Annotated in this window: 11 protein-coding genes; 6 read left to right on the forward strand and 5 right to left on the reverse strand. The window is 66.0% G+C overall.

Going from position 1 to position 15,954, the window contains the following annotated elements; translation table 11 throughout:
• Nucleotides 1-165: 165 nt before the first annotated feature.
• Nucleotides 166-2,163 (forward strand): PHA/PHB synthase family protein, encoded by a 1,998-nt coding sequence (locus OYT13_RS12575; protein ID WP_268566329.1) that lies wholly within the window; start codon nt 166-168, stop codon nt 2,161-2,163.
• On the opposite strand, the gene OYT13_RS12580 is transcribed toward OYT13_RS12575, so the two are convergent.
• A complete protein-coding gene (locus tag OYT13_RS12580) occupies nt 2,145-2,735 on the reverse strand; it encodes a hypothetical protein (RefSeq protein ID WP_017232207.1) in 591 nt (196 codons plus the stop codon). The two genes, OYT13_RS12575 and OYT13_RS12580, sit on opposite strands and share 19 nt — an antisense overlap.
• Nucleotides 2,736-2,776: 41 nt before the next feature.
• Entirely contained in the window at nt 2,777-3,520 is a 744-nt protein-coding gene (gene phbB / locus OYT13_RS12585; protein WP_017232208.1) for an acetoacetyl-CoA reductase, read from the reverse strand.
• A gap of 385 nt (nt 3,521-3,905) precedes the next feature.
• Here phbB and OYT13_RS12590 point away from each other — a divergent pair, with 385 nt between their 5' ends.
• The 5 genes from OYT13_RS12590 (at nt 3,906) to OYT13_RS12610 (ending at nt 11,845) form a co-directional block, all read left to right on the forward strand.
• Nucleotides 3,906-5,117, forward strand: coding sequence for an efflux RND transporter periplasmic adaptor subunit (locus tag OYT13_RS12590; RefSeq protein ID WP_017232209.1), 1,212 nt, complete (start codon nt 3,906-3,908; stop codon nt 5,115-5,117).
• Nucleotides 5,114-8,314 (forward strand): efflux RND transporter permease subunit, encoded by a 3,201-nt coding sequence (locus OYT13_RS12595; protein WP_268566330.1) that lies wholly within the window; start codon nt 5,114-5,116, stop codon nt 8,312-8,314. The genes OYT13_RS12590 and OYT13_RS12595 overlap by 4 nt, the downstream gene beginning before the upstream one ends.
• Nucleotides 8,311-9,819, forward strand: a complete 1,509-nt coding sequence (locus OYT13_RS12600; protein ID WP_268566331.1) for an efflux transporter outer membrane subunit — start codon at nt 8,311-8,313, stop codon at nt 9,817-9,819. The genes OYT13_RS12595 and OYT13_RS12600 overlap by 4 nt, the downstream gene beginning before the upstream one ends.
• A complete protein-coding gene (locus OYT13_RS12605) occupies nt 9,816-10,469 on the forward strand; it encodes a TetR/AcrR family transcriptional regulator (RefSeq protein ID WP_261938517.1) in 654 nt (217 codons plus the stop codon). The genes OYT13_RS12600 and OYT13_RS12605 overlap by 4 nt, the downstream gene beginning before the upstream one ends.
• A 116-nt stretch (nt 10,470-10,585) precedes the next feature.
• Nucleotides 10,586-11,845, forward strand: coding sequence for an NAD(P)/FAD-dependent oxidoreductase (locus OYT13_RS12610; RefSeq protein ID WP_268566332.1), 1,260 nt, complete (start codon nt 10,586-10,588; stop codon nt 11,843-11,845).
• Between the two features lie 79 nt (nt 11,846-11,924).
• On the opposite strand, the gene OYT13_RS12615 is transcribed toward OYT13_RS12610, so the two are convergent.
• The 3 genes from OYT13_RS12615 to bcsG all read right to left on the reverse strand — a co-directional run bounded on the left by OYT13_RS12615 (nt 11,925) and on the right by bcsG (nt 15,924).
• The gene (locus tag OYT13_RS12615; protein WP_198288652.1) at nt 11,925-12,860 is read right to left on the reverse strand and encodes a universal stress protein; all 936 of its coding nucleotides are present in this window, start codon (nt 12,858-12,860) and stop codon (nt 11,925-11,927) included.
• A 268-nt stretch (nt 12,861-13,128) separates the two neighbouring features.
• Entirely contained in the window at nt 13,129-14,127 is a 999-nt protein-coding gene (locus OYT13_RS12620; RefSeq protein WP_017232213.1) for an aldo/keto reductase, read from the reverse strand.
• Nucleotides 14,128-14,298: 171 nt separating this feature from the next.
• A complete protein-coding gene (bcsG, locus tag OYT13_RS12625) occupies nt 14,299-15,924 on the reverse strand; it encodes a cellulose biosynthesis protein BcsG (protein ID WP_268566333.1) in 1,626 nt (541 codons plus the stop codon).
• Nucleotides 15,925-15,954: the final 30 nt, after the last annotated feature.

Below are 15,954 nucleotides of genomic sequence, written 5' to 3' on the forward strand. Positions count from 1 at the left end.
AATTTGTCGCAGATCACGATACGTGCATAGCGTCTGCGATATATTTGTCGAAACGCCCCGTGACGTATTGACGTCGCGACACCGGGGTTGCCCAATGCATCCTCCTCGCTTCGTCGTCCGCCGCGCGCGTTCGCATGATCGTAGCGAGGTAGAACGGAGTCCGCCATGCCCGCTCGCACTGCCAAGACCTCCGAATCGCCGTCGTCCCCATCGTCCCAATCTTCCTCCGCATCGCGCTCGCGCGGCACGCCCAAAGCGGCGAATCCGCCGACGCGCCGTGCGACGCCCCCGGGCCCGGTGCCGGCCGCCGTAGCAAGCCCTGTCTCTACCACGACGGGAGGCACACCTGCGCCAGTGGAGACGCCCGAGATCGCATTTCCGTCGTTGGCCACCTCATTTACCGACAGCCTGGACCGTGCCGCGATGGCCGCGACCGCGCGGTTTACCGGCAATGTCTCGCCCGCAGCGGTCGCGCTCGCCTGGGCCGACTGGGCCATGCACGCCGCGACGGCGCCCGGGCATCAGCTCAACGTCTTCAAGGCTTTCGCCGCCATCGACAAGCCCACGGCCAGTGATCGGGCGAAGGTCGGCGGCCCCTCCGTCGCCGACCGGCGCTTCCGCGACCCGCTTTGGGATCAACTCCCGTTCGCCTGGTGGCGTGAACGTTTCCTGCGAACGCAGGATTTCGTGGACACGATGACGGGCGAAATCCCGGGCGTCGATCGGCACCACCGCGACGTGGTGCGCTTCATGGCAAGGCAATGGCTCGATGTGTTCTCGCCAAGCAACGTCTGGTTCCTGAATCCGGAAGTCATCAACGCGGTACGCGACACGCACGGGCAAAACCTCGTCAGTGGCGCGCAACGCTGGTGGTCCGACCTGCGCGACATGGCGGCGGGCCATGCGCCGGGGGCGGGGCCCGAAGCGTGCAAAGCGTTCTGCGTTGGCCACGACATTGCCGCGACGCCCGGCAAGGTCGTCTATCGCAACGCGTATTTCGAGTTGCTGCACTACGCTCCGGCGCAGGCGCAGACGTGGCGCGAACCGATTCTCATCGTGCCGTCATGGCTGCTGAAGTACTACATCCTCGATCTGGAAGCGCAGCATTCACTCGTGCGTTATTTGGTCGCGCAGGGGCATAACGTCTTCATGATGTCGTGGCATAACGCCGGGCCGAAGGCTCGTGGCCGTGGACTGAACGACTACCTGAACGCCGGACTGCTGACCGCCCTGCGCGAGGTGCATCGCCTGACGGACAACGTGCCCGTTCATGCCTGCGGCTACTGCCTGGGCGGCACGCTGCTCGCCATCGCGGCAGCGACGCTTGCGCGCGGAAACCCGATCGGCGGTGAAGAGGGAAGCGAGATCAGTCGCGATCACCGAGGCGGGGACGGACGTTCGAAAGGCCGCGAGGCAGGAAACCACCTGCTCGCCAGCGTGACGCTGCTGGCCGCGCAATCCGATTTCAGCGAGCCTGGCGAATTGGGATTGTTTATCGACGCCAGCCAGGTGGCGTATCTCGAAGCGATGATGTGGCGCCAGGGATTCATCAGCGGTGAGCAACTCGCGGGGACGTTCCAATTGCTCAATTCGCGCGATCTGATCTGGTCGCGGCTCATGCACGACTACCTGCTCGGCAAACCGGCGCAAACGACCGACTTTACGGTGTGGAATGCCGACACCACACGTATACCCGCGCGGCTGCACAGTCAGTGCCTGCGCGAGCTGTATCTGAACAATGCGTTGGCGACGGGAACACTGAAGGTGGGTGGGCTACCGGTCGCGCTATCGGACATTCGCGTGCCGATGTTCGTGGTGGCGACGGAACGCGACCACATCTCCCCGTGGCGCTCCGTCTACAAGATGCATCTGCTCTACAACGGCGATCTGACGTTTGCGCTCGTCTCGGGCGGGCACAACGTGGGGGTCGTCTGTGAGCCAGGACATCCGACTAGTCACCATCGCGTCGCGACGCGCGTGGCAGGCGCGGCGTATCGCGATCCCGACGAATGGTTCGTCACCACGCCCGCCAAGCCAAGCTCCTGGTGGCCGGCATGGCAGGCGTGGCTGCTCGCCCAAGGCAGCGGCAAATCCGTCGCCACCGCCTGGCCACCTGCGCACTCGCTATGCGATGCGCCCGGCGCTTACGTGCTCGAGCGTTGAGCCGGAGCGCCGCCGCGCTTGGGCGGTACGCGCCCGTTGAGAGGCGACTGCTGAGAAACGGCCGCCTCGGTGGCCTGTGCCGCTTGCGTCGACAAGCGTCGCCACGCGTCCATCGTGCCCAATGTCGCGTCGTTGAATGCCTGGAACCACTTCTGCAACGGCGCTTCGGCGGCCTTGGCGGCGTCTCCTGGCATTGTGCCCGCCCCCATCAGATCGGGCAGCGTCATCGCACCGGCCATGCCGTGCTGCAGCTCTTCGCCCGTCTTGCGCAAATGCTCGGTCCAGAGCAGTTGATTGTTCGCGCACACCGCCAGCCACTCGCGCCAGAATTCGTTCTGTTGCGCGAGCTGACCGTTGAGCATTTGCAAGTGCGCGGTCAACAACCCATTGAAGTCCTTGGCGCCGCCGAGCGACTTGGCGGCGTCCGCATGGGCCTTGAGCAATTCGGTATCGCGCTCTGCCTGCAATTGGTGCATGTGTTGCGCAGCTTCCAGCAAAATGCCGTAGGCGCCCAGCGCACTCGCTGTGCCGAGCTTGACCATCGTCAGTGCCGGATTCGTTTCCTTTGACATCGTGACTCTCCTGAATAAGTAGTAGGCAGCGTCGCTGCAAGTCACTCCATATGCATGCCACCGTTGATGGCAAGGTTGCTGCCGGTGATGAAACCCGCGTCTTCCGAGGCAAGGAAGGCCACCAGGGCGGCCACTTCATCCGGGCGCCCCAACCGGCCGACCGGAATTTGCGGAAGGATGCGCGATTCGAGCACATCGGCCGGGACCGCCGTGACCATCTTCGTGGCGAGATATCCCGGCGAGATCGTGTTGACGGTCACCCCGGCCTTGGCGACCTCCAGCGCCAGCGACTTGGTGAACCCATGCATGCCGGCCTTCGCCGCCGCGTAGTTCGCTTGTCCAAACGCCCCACGGCTGCCATTGACCGACGAAATGTTGACGATGCGGCCCCAGCCGCGCGCGACCATGCCGCCGAAGATCGGCCGGGTCATGTTGAATACGCTATCCAGATTCGTGCGCAATACCGATTGCCAGTCTTCGGACGTCATCTTGCGCATTGTCGCGTCGCGCGTGATTCCCGCGTTATTGATCAGGATGTCCACCGGACCGGTATCGGATTCGACGGCTTTCGCGCAAGCCTCGCATGAGGCAAAATCAGCGACGTCCACACGGTACGCGGCGAACTCGCGGCCCGTGGCGCGCATGCGCTCGACCCACCCTTCGCAATCGTGATTCTGTGGCGAACAGGTGACTGCAACCCGATACCCGGCATCGGCCAGGCGCAGGCTGATGGCCTCACCCAAACCGCCCATACCGCCTGTGACCAAAGCGATGCGTGTTGTCATGGCTATCCGTCTCCGGTGAATGATCGCGAAACGTCAGATACCTCCAGCATAGCCGCGAACCCCCAGCTTTCCGCCGTGCGCGATCCCCCAGCATGCCCTTCGCTTGACTTCGGTCAAAGTCTCAAGCCCACGTGGCGTCGTGCGCGCGAAGACTCACTCATGTCCGCAGTGGTTGCGTCGGGTACTCGCTAGGCATCGTACTCCAAATTAATTCGGCGGTTGGCCTTTCCCGGCTTGCCGACAACAATCCAATGACACGCCCCCCGTCGATAGTCACAGGGCGGTGAAAAGTCGTGCGCAGCGCCGTTGCACCACGCGGTCAATCCATATATCATCGCCCGTAGATTTAATCTTGATGTCTCCCTTTGTCAGTTACGAGCGCACGATGCCCCTTCTGCCCGACATCGCACCACGCCGCCTTGCCCTGGCCGTCGCCATCACGGCCATTGCCGCCCTATTGAGCGCGTGTTCGCGCAAAGCCCCGCCAGAGGTGCCCCCGCGCCCGGTCGTGGCGGTGGCGGCCAAGGTCGCCGAGCACGCGCCCGTTGTGTCGCTACCGGCGCAAATCGAGGCGCGCTACGTCACGCCGCTCTCGTTCCGTGTTGCAGGCCAGATCATCGAGCGCAGCGTGCGACTCGGCGACGCCGTCAAGGCGGGCCAGATCGTCGCCCGGCTGGATCCGGGCGATCTCTCGAAGCAGGCTGCCAGTGCGCGCGCTCAGCTCGACGCGGCGCAGCACCAACTTGATTACGCGACACAAACCGTCACCCGTGACCGCGCGCAAGCCCGCGAAAACCTCATCGCCCCGGCGCAGCTGGAACAATCGGAGAATGCCTACGCGAGCGCGCTCGCCCAGCGCAATCAGGCGACGCAGCAGGCCGCACTGGCCGGCGACCAGTTGAACTACGGCAGCCTCAAGGCGGATCGCGACGGCGTGATCACCGCCGAGCAAGCCGATACGGGACAGAACGTCAGCGCGGGTCAGCCGGTTTACCAGCTGGCATGGACGGGCGACGTCGATGTGATTACCGACGTGCCCGAAGTCGTGCTCGGCGCCCTGCGCGTCGGGCAGATGACGACCGTCTCGCTGCCCGCGGTGCCGGGCAAGACGTGGCAAGCGCGGGTGCGTGAAATCGCGCCGGCGGCCGATCCCACGAGCCGCACTTACCGAGCCAAGCTCTCGCTGCTCTCACCCAGTCCCGACGTCAAACTCGGCATGACGGCCAACGTCGCGTTCGCACAACCCTTCGCGCCGCCGGTCGCCCCACCTGTGGCACCGTCGACGACATCGGCCACGCCCGCCGCAATGGTGTCCGGCGGGCCCGCCGCCACCCCACTCGCCGACGGTCCGCCCATCACGCTACCGTCGACCGCGCTCTTTCACGAGGGCGATCAACCCGCGGTGTGGGTCGTCAAATCCGACGACACGCTGGTGCTGCGACGCGTGAAGATTGCTCGCTACGGCGAGCGCACCGTCACCATCGCGGGCGGCATTCAACCCGGTGAGCGCGTCGTCTGGCAAGGCGCGCACACCGTCACCGCCGGCGAGAAGGTTCGCGTGATTGCGCCGCTGCACCCCGAGGACTTCGCGTCATGAGCCCGCAGGACGGCAAGCCGCCTGTGCCCGCGGCATCCCCCGCCGCGCCGCCCGCCGCACCCAAGGACTATCGTCACGAGGAGGGCCGGTTCAATCTCTCCGCATGGGCCCTGCGGCATCGCGCGCTCGTGATCTTCCTGATCGCGATGGCCACGATCTTCGGCATTCTGGCCTACTCGCGCCTCGCGCAATCAGAAGATCCGCCCTTCACGTTCCGCGTGATGGTCATCCGCACGTACTGGCCGGGCGCGACCGCCAAACAGGTGCAGGAGCAGGTCACCGACCGGATCGCGCGCAAGCTCCAGGAGATGCCGGCGATCGACTTCCAACGCAGCTATTCACGCCCTGGCGAGTCGCTGCTGTTTTTTTCGATGAAGGATTCGGCGCCCGCGAGCGACGTGCCGGAAGAGTGGTACCAGGTGCGCAAGAAGGTCGGCGACATCGCGTACACCTTGCCGCAGGGCGTGCAAGGACCGTTCTTCAACGATGAATTCGGCGACGTCTACACGCACATCTTCACGCTCCAGGGCGACGGCTTCGGTCCCGCCCAGTTGCGCGATTACGCCGACTCGCTACGCACCGTGCTGCTGCGCGTGCCTGGCGTGGCGAAGGTCGACTACTTCGGCGACCAGGAGCAGCGCATCTATGTCGAGATCAACAACACGCAACTGACGCGACTCGGCATTTCCCCGAACCAGATCGCGCAGGCCGTGGGCGCGCAGAACGCGGTCTCGCCCGCGGGCACGATCGACACGCCCAACGACCGGCTGGTCGTGCGCCCGAGCGGCCAGTTCCGCAGCGTGGCTGACCTTGCCGACACGCTCATCCGCGTGAACAACCGATCTTTCCGGCTGGGCGACATCGCCACGATCAAGCGCGGCTATGTCGACCCGCCCGTCTCGGAGATGCGCTTCGGTGGCAAGCCCGTGCTCGGCATCGGCATCACCATGCAAAAGGGGCAGGACGTCGTTCACCTTGGCAAGGCGCTGGCCGGCAAGATGGGCGAGCTGCGTGCTCAATTGCCCGCAGGCCTCACGCTCACTGAAGTCGCGAGCATGTCGAAGTCCGTGTCACAGTCCGTCGACGACTTCCTCGAAGCGGTGGCCGAAGCCGTCGCCATCGTGCTCATCGTGAGCCTCGTCTCGCTTGGCTTGCGCACCGGCATGGTGGTGGCCATTTCGATTCCGGTTGTCCTCGCCGTGACGTCGCTGTTCATGTACCTCTTCGACATCGGGCTGCACAAGGTGTCACTCGGCACGTTGATCCTGGCGCTCGGGCTGTTGGTGGACGACGCCATCATCGCTGTCGAAATGATGGCCGTGAAGCTCTCCCAAGGCTGGAATCGCAAGCGTGCGGCCGCCTTCGCCTACACGAGCACGGCGTTCCCCATGCTGACCGGCACGCTCGTGACCGTGTCCGGCTTTCTGCCCATTGCCCTGGCGAAGTCGAGCACGGGTGAATACACACGCTCGATCTTCGAGGTCTCGGCCATTGCGCTGCTCGCCTCGTGGCTGGCCGCGGTCGTGCTCATTCCGCTGCTCGGCTACAAGCTGTTGCCCGAGCGAGCCCGCGAGGCCCATCACGGCGACGATCATGAGCACGAGGTCTACGACACCCGCTTCTACAATCGCCTGCGCGGCTGGCTGACATGGTGCATCGAGCGCCGCTTGATCGTGCTTGCCATCACCGTCGTGCTGTTCCTGATTTCGATGGCCGGCTTTTCGCTCGTACCCCAGCAGTTTTTCCCGAGTTCCGATCGGCCCGAACTGATGGTCGATCTCCGTCTGCCGGAAGGGGCGTCGTATCAAGCGACACTGCGCGAAACGCAACGTCTGGAAAAATTGCTCAAGGGTCGGAAAGAGATCGATCACACGGTGAGCTTTGTCGGCACCGGCGCGCCCCGCTTCTATCTGCCGCTCGATCAGCAACTGCCCACGCCGAACTTCGCGCAACTGGTGGTTACCGCCAAGTCCGTGGACGATCGCGAGGCGCTCGCCCAATGGCTCGAGCCGACGCTGCGCGAGGCCATGCCCGGTGTGCGCACCCGGTTGTCGCGACTGGAAAACGGACCGCCCGTCGGCTTTCCCGTACAGTTTCGCGTGAGCGGCGACGACATTGGCACGGTGCGCAAGATCGCCGAGCAGGTGGCGGCCGTCATGCGTAAGAACGGTGACACCGCCGACGTCCAGTTCGACTGGGACGAGCCCTCACAACGCTCGGTGCACTTTGAAGTCGACCAGCAGAAAGCACGCGCACTGGGCGTGAGTTCGACGGATATCTCGAACTTCATCGCCATGACGCTTACGGGCTACGACATCAGCCAATACCGCGAACGCGACAAGCTGATCTCGATCACACTGCGCGCGCCCAAGGCCGAGCGGGTGGATCCGGCGAAGCTCGCCACGCTCGCCATGCCCACGCCGAACGGCCCGGTGCCGTTGGCCACGCTGGGGCATGTGGTGAACGACCTGGAATATGGCGTGATCTGGGAGCGCGACCGGCAGCCGACGCTCACCGTGCGCTCGGATGTACGCGCGGGCAAGCAGGGGATCGACGTGACCGACGCCGTCGACCGATCGCTCGGCGATATCCGCAAGGCCCTCCCGGTGGGTTATCGCATCGAGATCGGCGGATCGGTCGAGGAGTCCGCCAAGGGACAGTCCTCAATCATGGCGCAGATGCCGATCATGATCATCGCGGTGCTCACACTCCTGATGATCCAGCTCCAGAGCTTCGCGCGCACCTTGCTCGTGGTGCTCACGGCCCCGCTCGGCATGATCGGCGTGGTCGCCACGTTGCTGCTGTTCGGCAAGCCGTTCGGTTTCGTGGCAATGCTCGGCGTGATCGCGATGTTCGGCATCATCATGCGAAACTCGGTGATCCTGGTCGACCAGATCGAACAGGACATCGCCGCGGGACACCCGCGCTTCGACGCCATCGTGAGCGCCACGGTGCGGCGCTTCCGGCCAATCACGCTCACGGCCGCCGCCGCCGTGCTCGCGCTGATCCCTTTGCTGCGCAGCAACTTCTTCGGCCCGATGGCCACGGCGTTGATGGGCGGCATTACCAGCGCCACGATCCTGACCGTGTTTTTCCTGCCGGCGCTGTACGCCACGGCATTCCGCGTGCGTCACGACGAACGTGCCTCGCCCGCCGACCCCGCACACGCGGCCAACCCGCAAGGAGACCGCGCATGATGCCGCGCCTCGCCCGGCGCTGGTGCGCCCCGCTCGTTCCGATCCTCCCACTGTGGCTGAGCGCCTGCGCGTTCACTCCGGGCGACACGCCGCCGGTCATGCCCTCACCCGCGCACTATGGCGCCAGCGCGCCGCCCGCGCATACCGACGTGGCGCAGGGCACGGCACAGCAGTTCGACGTGGGCGCGGCCCCCGTGAGCGCGTGGTGGCATGCCTATCGCTCGGACACCCTCAATGCCCTCGTCGACGAAGGGCTGCGCAACAGCCCCTCCCTGTCCTCGGCGGAGCATGCCTTGCAGGCCGCGCGCGAGCAGCTGAAGGCGCAGATCGGCGCGTCGCTCTTCCCGTCGATCGACCTTGGCGGCGAAGCGGCACGCGAGCGCAATCTCGGCATCCCGAATCTTGGACCGCCGACGGCGCTCTACAACATGTTCGTGGGACAGGTACAGGCACGCTACACGTTCGACTTATTCGGCGCCGCTCGCTTCGCCGACGCGTCGCTGGCGGCCCAGGTCGATCAGCAGGCGTTCCAGCTCGAATCGGCGCGGCAGGCGCTCGCGGCGAATATCGTCTCCGGCGCCATCGGGGCATCGGTGCTCGGTGCACAGGTCAAGGCGACCGAGCGGCTCGTCGAACTGGCGCAGGCCGACGCTACAGAAATGGCCCGGCGAGAAGTGCTCGGCGCCGTCTCCCGCGCCGACGCGCTGGCGTCCGCGCAAAACGCCGAGACGCTCGCTGCGTCGCTGCCCGGGCTGCGCGCGCAGTGGCAGTCCACACGCTACGCGTTGGCCGTGTTGCTGGGCCGCACGCCCGATCGCGCCCCCGACGATGTGCCGCTGGGCGCGCTGAAGGTCCCCGAACGGGTGCCGGTCGTCGTGCCGTCGACGTTGCTGCAATCGCGGCCCGACATCCAGGCGGCCGAGATGGCCCTCAAGGCGGCCTCGGCCGAGGTCGGCGTGGCCACGGCGCAGATGTTCCCGAGTCTGACGCTCAGCGCGTCGATGGGCAAAGGCGGTTTCCATTGGCCGATGGTGCTTTCCGGCGCCGGGGCGCTCTGGAGCGTCGCCGCGTCGATCTCGCAGCCGATCTTCCACGGTGGCGCATTGCTCGCGCAGCGTCGGGCAGCGAGCGCCACTTATGCGGCCGCGCTCGACCGATACAAGCAGACGGTGCTCGCCGCGTTCAAGAACGTAGCCGATACGTTGGCGTCGCTCGAAGCGGACAACACATCGCTGCGGCACGCGGACCTTGCCAGCGCGGCGGCCGAGCAGATCTATCGCGACACGGCCGCCCGCGTGCGCCTGGGCGCCCTGCCGGCGTCGGCGGCGCGCGGGCGCGAACAGCAGTACTGGAACGCCTATCTCACAACAGTGCGTGCAACCGGCGCACGTTTGTCGGATACTGCGCTCCTCTTTTACGCAATGGGGGTGCCGCCGGCGCCGGTGGCCGATACGGCCCAGGCCGCTGAGGCCACACGCCCCGCGCACGACGTTGTCCGACAATGACTGCCATATCGACCCCGCGGGGCCGTCGCCCCAAACACCTGCCCGAAGGCCGTGCGGCGTTGCTTGCCGCCGCCATCGACGCCTTTTCGCAACTGGGCTATGACGGTGCCAACCTGCGTGGCATCGCGCGGGCGGCGAAGGTCGACGCCAGCCTGGTGCGCGTGCACTTCGGCTCGAAGGAGCAACTGTGGCGCGCATGCGTGGACACGCTCGAAGGCGCGCTCGCGGGTCCGAGCGAGCGGCTGCGCGCGTTGTCGCTCGACACTGCGCGTCCGGTGACCGATCGTCTCAAGGAAGCCATTGCGATCATCGCCGCCCACGCCATCCACCATCCGGAGCACAAGCAGTTCATCACGCAGCACGCATCGGAGACCGGCGAGCGCGGTGCCATCCTGCACCGCCATCTGGTGATGCCCGTCTACGACTGCATGGAGCCCCTCATCGTGCAGGGCATGCAGGCGGGTGTCGTGCGTGCCGAACATCCGGCCATGTACTTTTGCGTGCTTGTCCACGCCCTGCACCCACCGCCCGGCTCCCCGGTGCTGATGCAATTGATTGCGCCGCAGGTCGGCGGCGACGCCTTCGGGCCGGCCCTGATCAAGCAGGTCGAATGCCTGTTCTTCGCCGAACCCAACGCCCCAAAAGACTGACCCCCGTCAGCGACAAGCGACGCGGCGGTGTCACGAACGCCTCTTGACGGTATCCGGGACGCGACAGGCGCGCCGATGCATTACACTGGCGGCCGCCTTCTTTTGCTTTCATCCTCATGCCAGACGCTAATTCCACCACCGTCATTCTCGGCGCCGGTCAAGCCGGCGGCGAAACCGCCCTCGCCCTGCGTCAACTGGGTTACACGGGGCGCATCGTGCTCGCCGGCAACGAAAGCCACCTGCCGTATCGCCGCCCGCCGCTCTCGAAAGCGTTTCTGTCCGGTCAGGCCGATGAAGCCAGCCTGCTGATCCGTCCGGCAGACGCCTGGGAGAAGGCCGAGATCGACGTGCGTCTGGGCGTGACGGCCACTGCCATCGACCGCGCGGCGCGCACCGTCACATTCGACGACGGCCAGACACTCGGCTACGACCATCTGGTGCTGGCGCTTGGCGGCCGCGTGCGCCATCTGCCCATTCCGGGCGGCGACGCCCCGAACGTCTACTACCTGCGCAACATCGCAGATGCCACGCGTCTGCGCGAGGCGCTCGCCCCGGGCAAGCGCGTCGTCGTGGTCGGCGGCGGCTACATCGGGCTGGAAGTGGCGGCAACCGCCGTCAAGGCGGGCGCCGCGGTGACCGTGCTCGAAGCGGCCCCGCGCCTGCTGGCCCGCGTGGCGGAAGCCGATCTTGCGGACTTTTTCGCGACGTTGCACCGCGAGAACGGCGTCGACGTGCAGGTGGGCGTCGGCGTGACCGCGCTTGAGCAGGATGCGGCCGGTCGGGTCGTCGCGGTCGTGGCCGGTGACAAGCGCCTGCCGGCTGATGTAGTGGTCGTTGGCATTGGTGTCGTTCCGAACGCCGAGTTGGCACAGGCCGCGGGGCTGGCGGTCGAGAACGGCATCGTCGTCGACGAATTTGCCCGTACCAGCGATCCGGCGATCCTGGCGGTGGGCGACTGCGCGCATCACGAACACCCGGCGCTGGGCCGCCGCATTCGTCTGGAATCGGTGCCGAGCGCGAGCGAAATGGCGAAGGTGGCGGCGAGCGTAGTGCATGGCGATGCGCCCAAGGCCGTCGCGACCGCGCCCTGGTTCTGGTCGGATCAGTTCAACGCGAAGCTGCAAATGGTCGGCCTGACGGACGGCCATGACGCCATGATCGAGCGCCGCTTGCCGGATGCGCAAGGGGCCGCCGTGTTCATGCGCTTCTATCTGCGCGAAGGTGCCGTCGTGGCGGCCGTGAGCATCAATCGGGCACAGGAGTTTCTGGCCGCACGCGAACTCGTCGGTCGCCGCGCCGTGGTCGACCCGGTGCGTCTGGCCGACGCGGCCACGCCCCTCAAAACGCTTCTGTCAGAACTCGGCCCAGTCGCCTGAGGCCGAACGCCTTCTTCCGATGTGCCAAACGCCGGGCGCTTCCGCCCGGCGATCAACGCGCCGCCTGACCGCGCGCGTGTCACTCCACCGGTGCGTGCGCGGGCAACAGCAACACCGGCCGACCGGCGTGACGGGCCGTGTCCTCCGCGACGCTGCCCAGCGTGAAGCGCCGGAACCCGCGCCGCCCATGCGTGCCAAGCACGATGACATCGGCATCGGTCTCTTTGCCTGCGCAGATAATCTGATCGGCAACCCCCTCGCCGACCGGCTGAAGCTCTCGCAACTCGACGTCGCCGGGCACGCCCGCCTCATGCAGGCGTCGCGTCGCCCACTTCAGCGCCTGCTCGCCCACGGCGCGCACCGCGCCGAGCAGCGGGGCCGAGTCGAAGCCTTCGGGAAATGGCCCCGGCATATCCAGCACATGGACGACACGCAACGACGCCGCATGCGCGCGAGCGAGCGAAAGTGCGTATTCGAAGGCGCGGTGCGACGTCTCGCTGTCGTCGAGCGCGACGAGTATCCGTTCGTAGTGTCCGCCCGCACGCAACGGCGAATGCGGGCGCGCCTCGCCCGCCACCAGCATCACCGGCACCTCCGCGCTGCGCAGAATCTGTTCGGCAACGCTGCCCAGCATGGCGCGTCGCACACCGCCCCGGCCGTGCGTGCCGACGATGATGATTTCGGCGCCCCACTCGTTGGCCTCGCGGGTGATGGCCTCCGGAACGGTCTCGCCGGTCGTGCGCAGATCGAGCAAATGCGCCTGTGGGTCGAGCCCTTCCTCGCGCAGATACAGCACCGCGCGCGCCAGATGTTCCTCGCCCTCGCGCTGCATGTCGCGACGCACCTGCTCCAGGTCGATGAGCTTGGCGAAGGCGGAGGTCACCGGCGTGACGGGGTCTTCCACCGTGTGAATGACGCGGATCACGTCGCCGTTGCGCGCAAAGGCGGCCGCCTCGCGCAGCGCACGGCGTGACGATTCGCTACCGTCGGTCGCCAGCAGAATGCGTTTTGTCATGAGCAGCCTCGCAAAGAGCATCACAGGAAGGCCTCGCACACAGGCAGCGTGTCCGGCATCGTGCCGCCGCGCGAGTCGCTTCGACTGTCGAACCGTGACACGATGCAGCTACTATAGCGCTCGATCGTAGCCGACGACTACCTTCGCTGGCTCGGGAATCCCCCTTAAGACGCGCTTGCTTGATGCAACGCAAAAACGCCACAGGCCCGACGCATCGGGCCTGTGTACGGCGTGAGTCCAGCAGAAAGCCGGGGGCGGAACGTCGCGCTTATCGCGCGGCGTCGCCCCAGCGATAAGCATGCGACGCGTCGTCGAGCTTCGCCTTGAGGCCGGCGTCGAGCGCGTAGTCGACGGTGCCGAGTGTTTCGGTCAATTGTTCGACGCGGCTCGCGCCGATAATCGCCGACGTGACCGCCGGGTTCGCCAGCACCCAGGCGAGCGACAGACGCGTCAGCGACTCACCCGCGTCCTTCGCAATGCCTTTGAGCGACTCGATCGTCTCGAACTCACGCTCGTGCCAGTAGCGCTGCTGGTACATCGAGCCGGCCTTGCCGACCGTCGCCGTGGTGAAGCGACCTTCGCTGGGGGCGGCATCGTGTCGGTATTTGCCCGTCAGCAATCCGCCGGCGAGCGGGTTGTAAGGGATGACCGCCAGACCTTCTTCACTGGCCAGCGGCAGCAGTTCGCGCTCGATCTGACGGAACAGCAGGTTGTAGCGCGGCTGCACCGACACGAAGCGCGCCACGCGCAGCACGTCGGCGCGGCCCAGGGCACGTGCGAGGCGATAGGCGAGGTAATTCGACACGCCGACGTAGCGGGCCTTGCCCGACTTCACAATGGTGTCGAGCGCCTCGAGCGTCTCGTCGATGGGCGTGTCGGTGTCGTCGGAATGCAGTTGGTACAGGTCGACGTAGTCGGTTCCCAGGCGGCGCAGCGACGCATCGATGGCATCGAGCAGATGCTTGCGCGACGCCCCCTTGTCCCACGGTGACGGTCCCATCTGGCCGCAAGCTTTGGTCGCGACGATGAACTGGCTACGGCGCCCCTTGAGCCAACGTCCGACGATCTCCTCGGTACGTCCGGACAACGAGATGTCGGCGCCGAGCGGATAGACGTCGGCAATATCGATGAAGTTGACGCCCGCGTCGGCGGTACGGTCGAGAATCGCATGGCTGGCGGCTTCCTCGGTTTGCAGACCGAACGTCATGGTGCCCAGGCACAAGCGGGAAACGCTCAGGCCGGTGCGGCCGAATTTGGTGTATTGCACAGTAACTCCCGGAAGTTTCGAATGCGTCCATGCCAGGCAACGATCGCGGGCCTCGCCGGCCACGCCCGCTGGCAAGAGCGCACAGTATGCGCGATTCCGGGAAAACGCGTGCGCGAGCCCGAACGCGCATTCGCGTGCGGATCCGGCGAGGACTCGCGCAGGGTTGGCGCGTCACTCCATCGATTTGAGGTCCACCCAGACGCCGTCAGTGCCTCGAATGAGCTGCTTGCCGCCGTACTTCATGACGGTGGTCTGCTCGTTCGCCGACACGAAGGCCGTCTGCGGTAAATCAGCCGCGTATGACGCCAGATCGGGCGTTCCCGCGAACGGGTTGTTCGCGATCAGATGCGAAACCAGCGTCATCAGCGCCAGATAGCTCGTGGGTGTGGAAATCGTGATGGGCGTGCCGTGGCTGGCCCCCGCCCCGTTGCCGAAGCCCACGAGCTTCACCGCCACCGGCACATGCGTGATCTCCGGCAGCGGCACCTCGCGCATGCCCGAGACCTGCAGCTTGCTGCCGCGCAGCGCGGCGCCGTGCTCGGGCACGAACACGACCACCGCCTTGCGGCCCGACCGGGCAATGGTGTCGATGAACTGACCAAAATCGTCGAACATCGCCTTCACGCGTATCGGATAGCTCTGCGCGCTGGGCAGTCGCGAGCCTTCAAGACGGTTGCCGTCGTGCAGCGAGATCGTGTTGTAGTAGAGTGCGACGCGTTTGTCGGGCATGGCCATACGCTGCTGCCACCACGATTGCAGCACGTCGCCATCCGAGCGGACCGGGGTTTCGTCGAACGAGCGCATGGTCACACGCGTGCGCGTGTTGTCGAACGGCGTGATGCCCTGCACGCCGAAGTTCTGCTGAACCTCCTGCATGAAGTTGTCGAAATGCCCGTCGTGGTTCATCGCGAGCGACGGCGTATAGCCGAGCTGCTTCAGGTCACTCATCACGTAGCACTGCGGGCCGGCCGGATCGTACAGTGCCTTGTGCGTCGGCTGGCCGCAGCCGGCGCGCAGCACACGAATGGCTGCCGGGCCGCTGTAGCTCGCCGCGGAGTTGAAGTTCTTGAAGACAAAATCAAAGCGCGAGAGCAGCGGCAGGTTGGCGAGATTGTCGGCGTCGAGATCGTCCTGCGCGAGCGAACAGATGTGCAGGAAGATGATATCGAAGTCCGGTCCGGCCCCCGCCTGCGCGGGCATCGCGACGGCGCGCGTCAGTTCGCGAGTGTAGAAGCCATCGAGTGCCGCGTCTGGATTCGCGGCCAACGGCACCTCGCCATCACCCGACACGAATTCGTTCACGCCGGCGGTCGCGGCGCTCGCTCCCGCCGACGGCGCGGCCGGGATATCGCCCGTCGCCGCGACCACCGGCGTGACCGGGCCCAGCGCACCGAAGCGCAGCACGAGGGGCACGATCACGAGCGCGAGCATCACGAAGGTCGTCACGCGAACCCAGCGGTTCACGATCCAGTAGACGAGCGTCAGGATCGCGAGCAGAAGCCAGAATTGCGTCGGCACGAAGCGTCCGAGCAGCTCGATCAGGTACGAGAACCGGAATTGCAGCAGCGCCGGCAACTGCTCGACGAAACGGGCGAACGGCGGCAGGTTCGAATCGTAATAGAGCAGCGCCGCACCGGCCGGCAGAGCGATCACCTGTCGCCCAATGCGCGCCCAGCGCGGGCGCAGCCGGATCGCGAGCAGCACTGCGAAGAGGAAGTTCGGCAGCACGTGAAAGCCGATGGTGCCGGCCCACAGGAGCAGCAGCTTCAGGATGAAATAGAGGTTCCAGATGCCCATCGTATGCGTCCCTGAGTTCCGGTGTTGTCC

Origin of the sequence: Pandoraea sp. XJJ-1 (assembly GCF_026802345.1) — a bacterium.
Lineage (GTDB): Bacteria > Pseudomonadota > Gammaproteobacteria > Burkholderiales > Burkholderiaceae > Pandoraea > Pandoraea cepalis.

What these genes read in the sequence shown, in the direction of transcription:
- bcsG (WP_268566333.1), bottom strand. Translation starts at nt 15,924, where the DNA reads ATGGGCATCTGGAACCTCTATTTCATCCTGAAGCTGCTGCTCCTGTGG.
- OYT13_RS12590 (WP_017232209.1), top strand. Translation starts at nt 3,906, where the DNA reads ATGCCCCTTCTGCCCGACATCGCACCACGCCGCCTTGCCCTGGCCGTC.
- OYT13_RS12605 (WP_261938517.1), top strand. Translation starts at nt 9,816, where the DNA reads ATGACTGCCATATCGACCCCGCGGGGCCGTCGCCCCAAACACCTGCCC.
- OYT13_RS12595 (WP_268566330.1), top strand. Translation starts at nt 5,114, where the DNA reads ATGAGCCCGCAGGACGGCAAGCCGCCTGTGCCCGCGGCATCCCCCGCC.
- OYT13_RS12575 (WP_268566329.1), top strand. Translation starts at nt 166, where the DNA reads ATGCCCGCTCGCACTGCCAAGACCTCCGAATCGCCGTCGTCCCCATCG.
- OYT13_RS12600 (WP_268566331.1), top strand. Translation starts at nt 8,311, where the DNA reads ATGATGCCGCGCCTCGCCCGGCGCTGGTGCGCCCCGCTCGTTCCGATC.
- phbB (WP_017232208.1), bottom strand. Translation starts at nt 3,520, where the DNA reads ATGACAACACGCATCGCTTTGGTCACAGGCGGTATGGGCGGTTTGGGT.
- OYT13_RS12580 (WP_017232207.1), bottom strand. Translation starts at nt 2,735, where the DNA reads ATGTCAAAGGAAACGAATCCGGCACTGACGATGGTCAAGCTCGGCACA.
- OYT13_RS12615 (WP_198288652.1), bottom strand. Translation starts at nt 12,860, where the DNA reads ATGACAAAACGCATTCTGCTGGCGACCGACGGTAGCGAATCGTCACGC.
- OYT13_RS12610 (WP_268566332.1), top strand. Translation starts at nt 10,586, where the DNA reads ATGCCAGACGCTAATTCCACCACCGTCATTCTCGGCGCCGGTCAAGCC.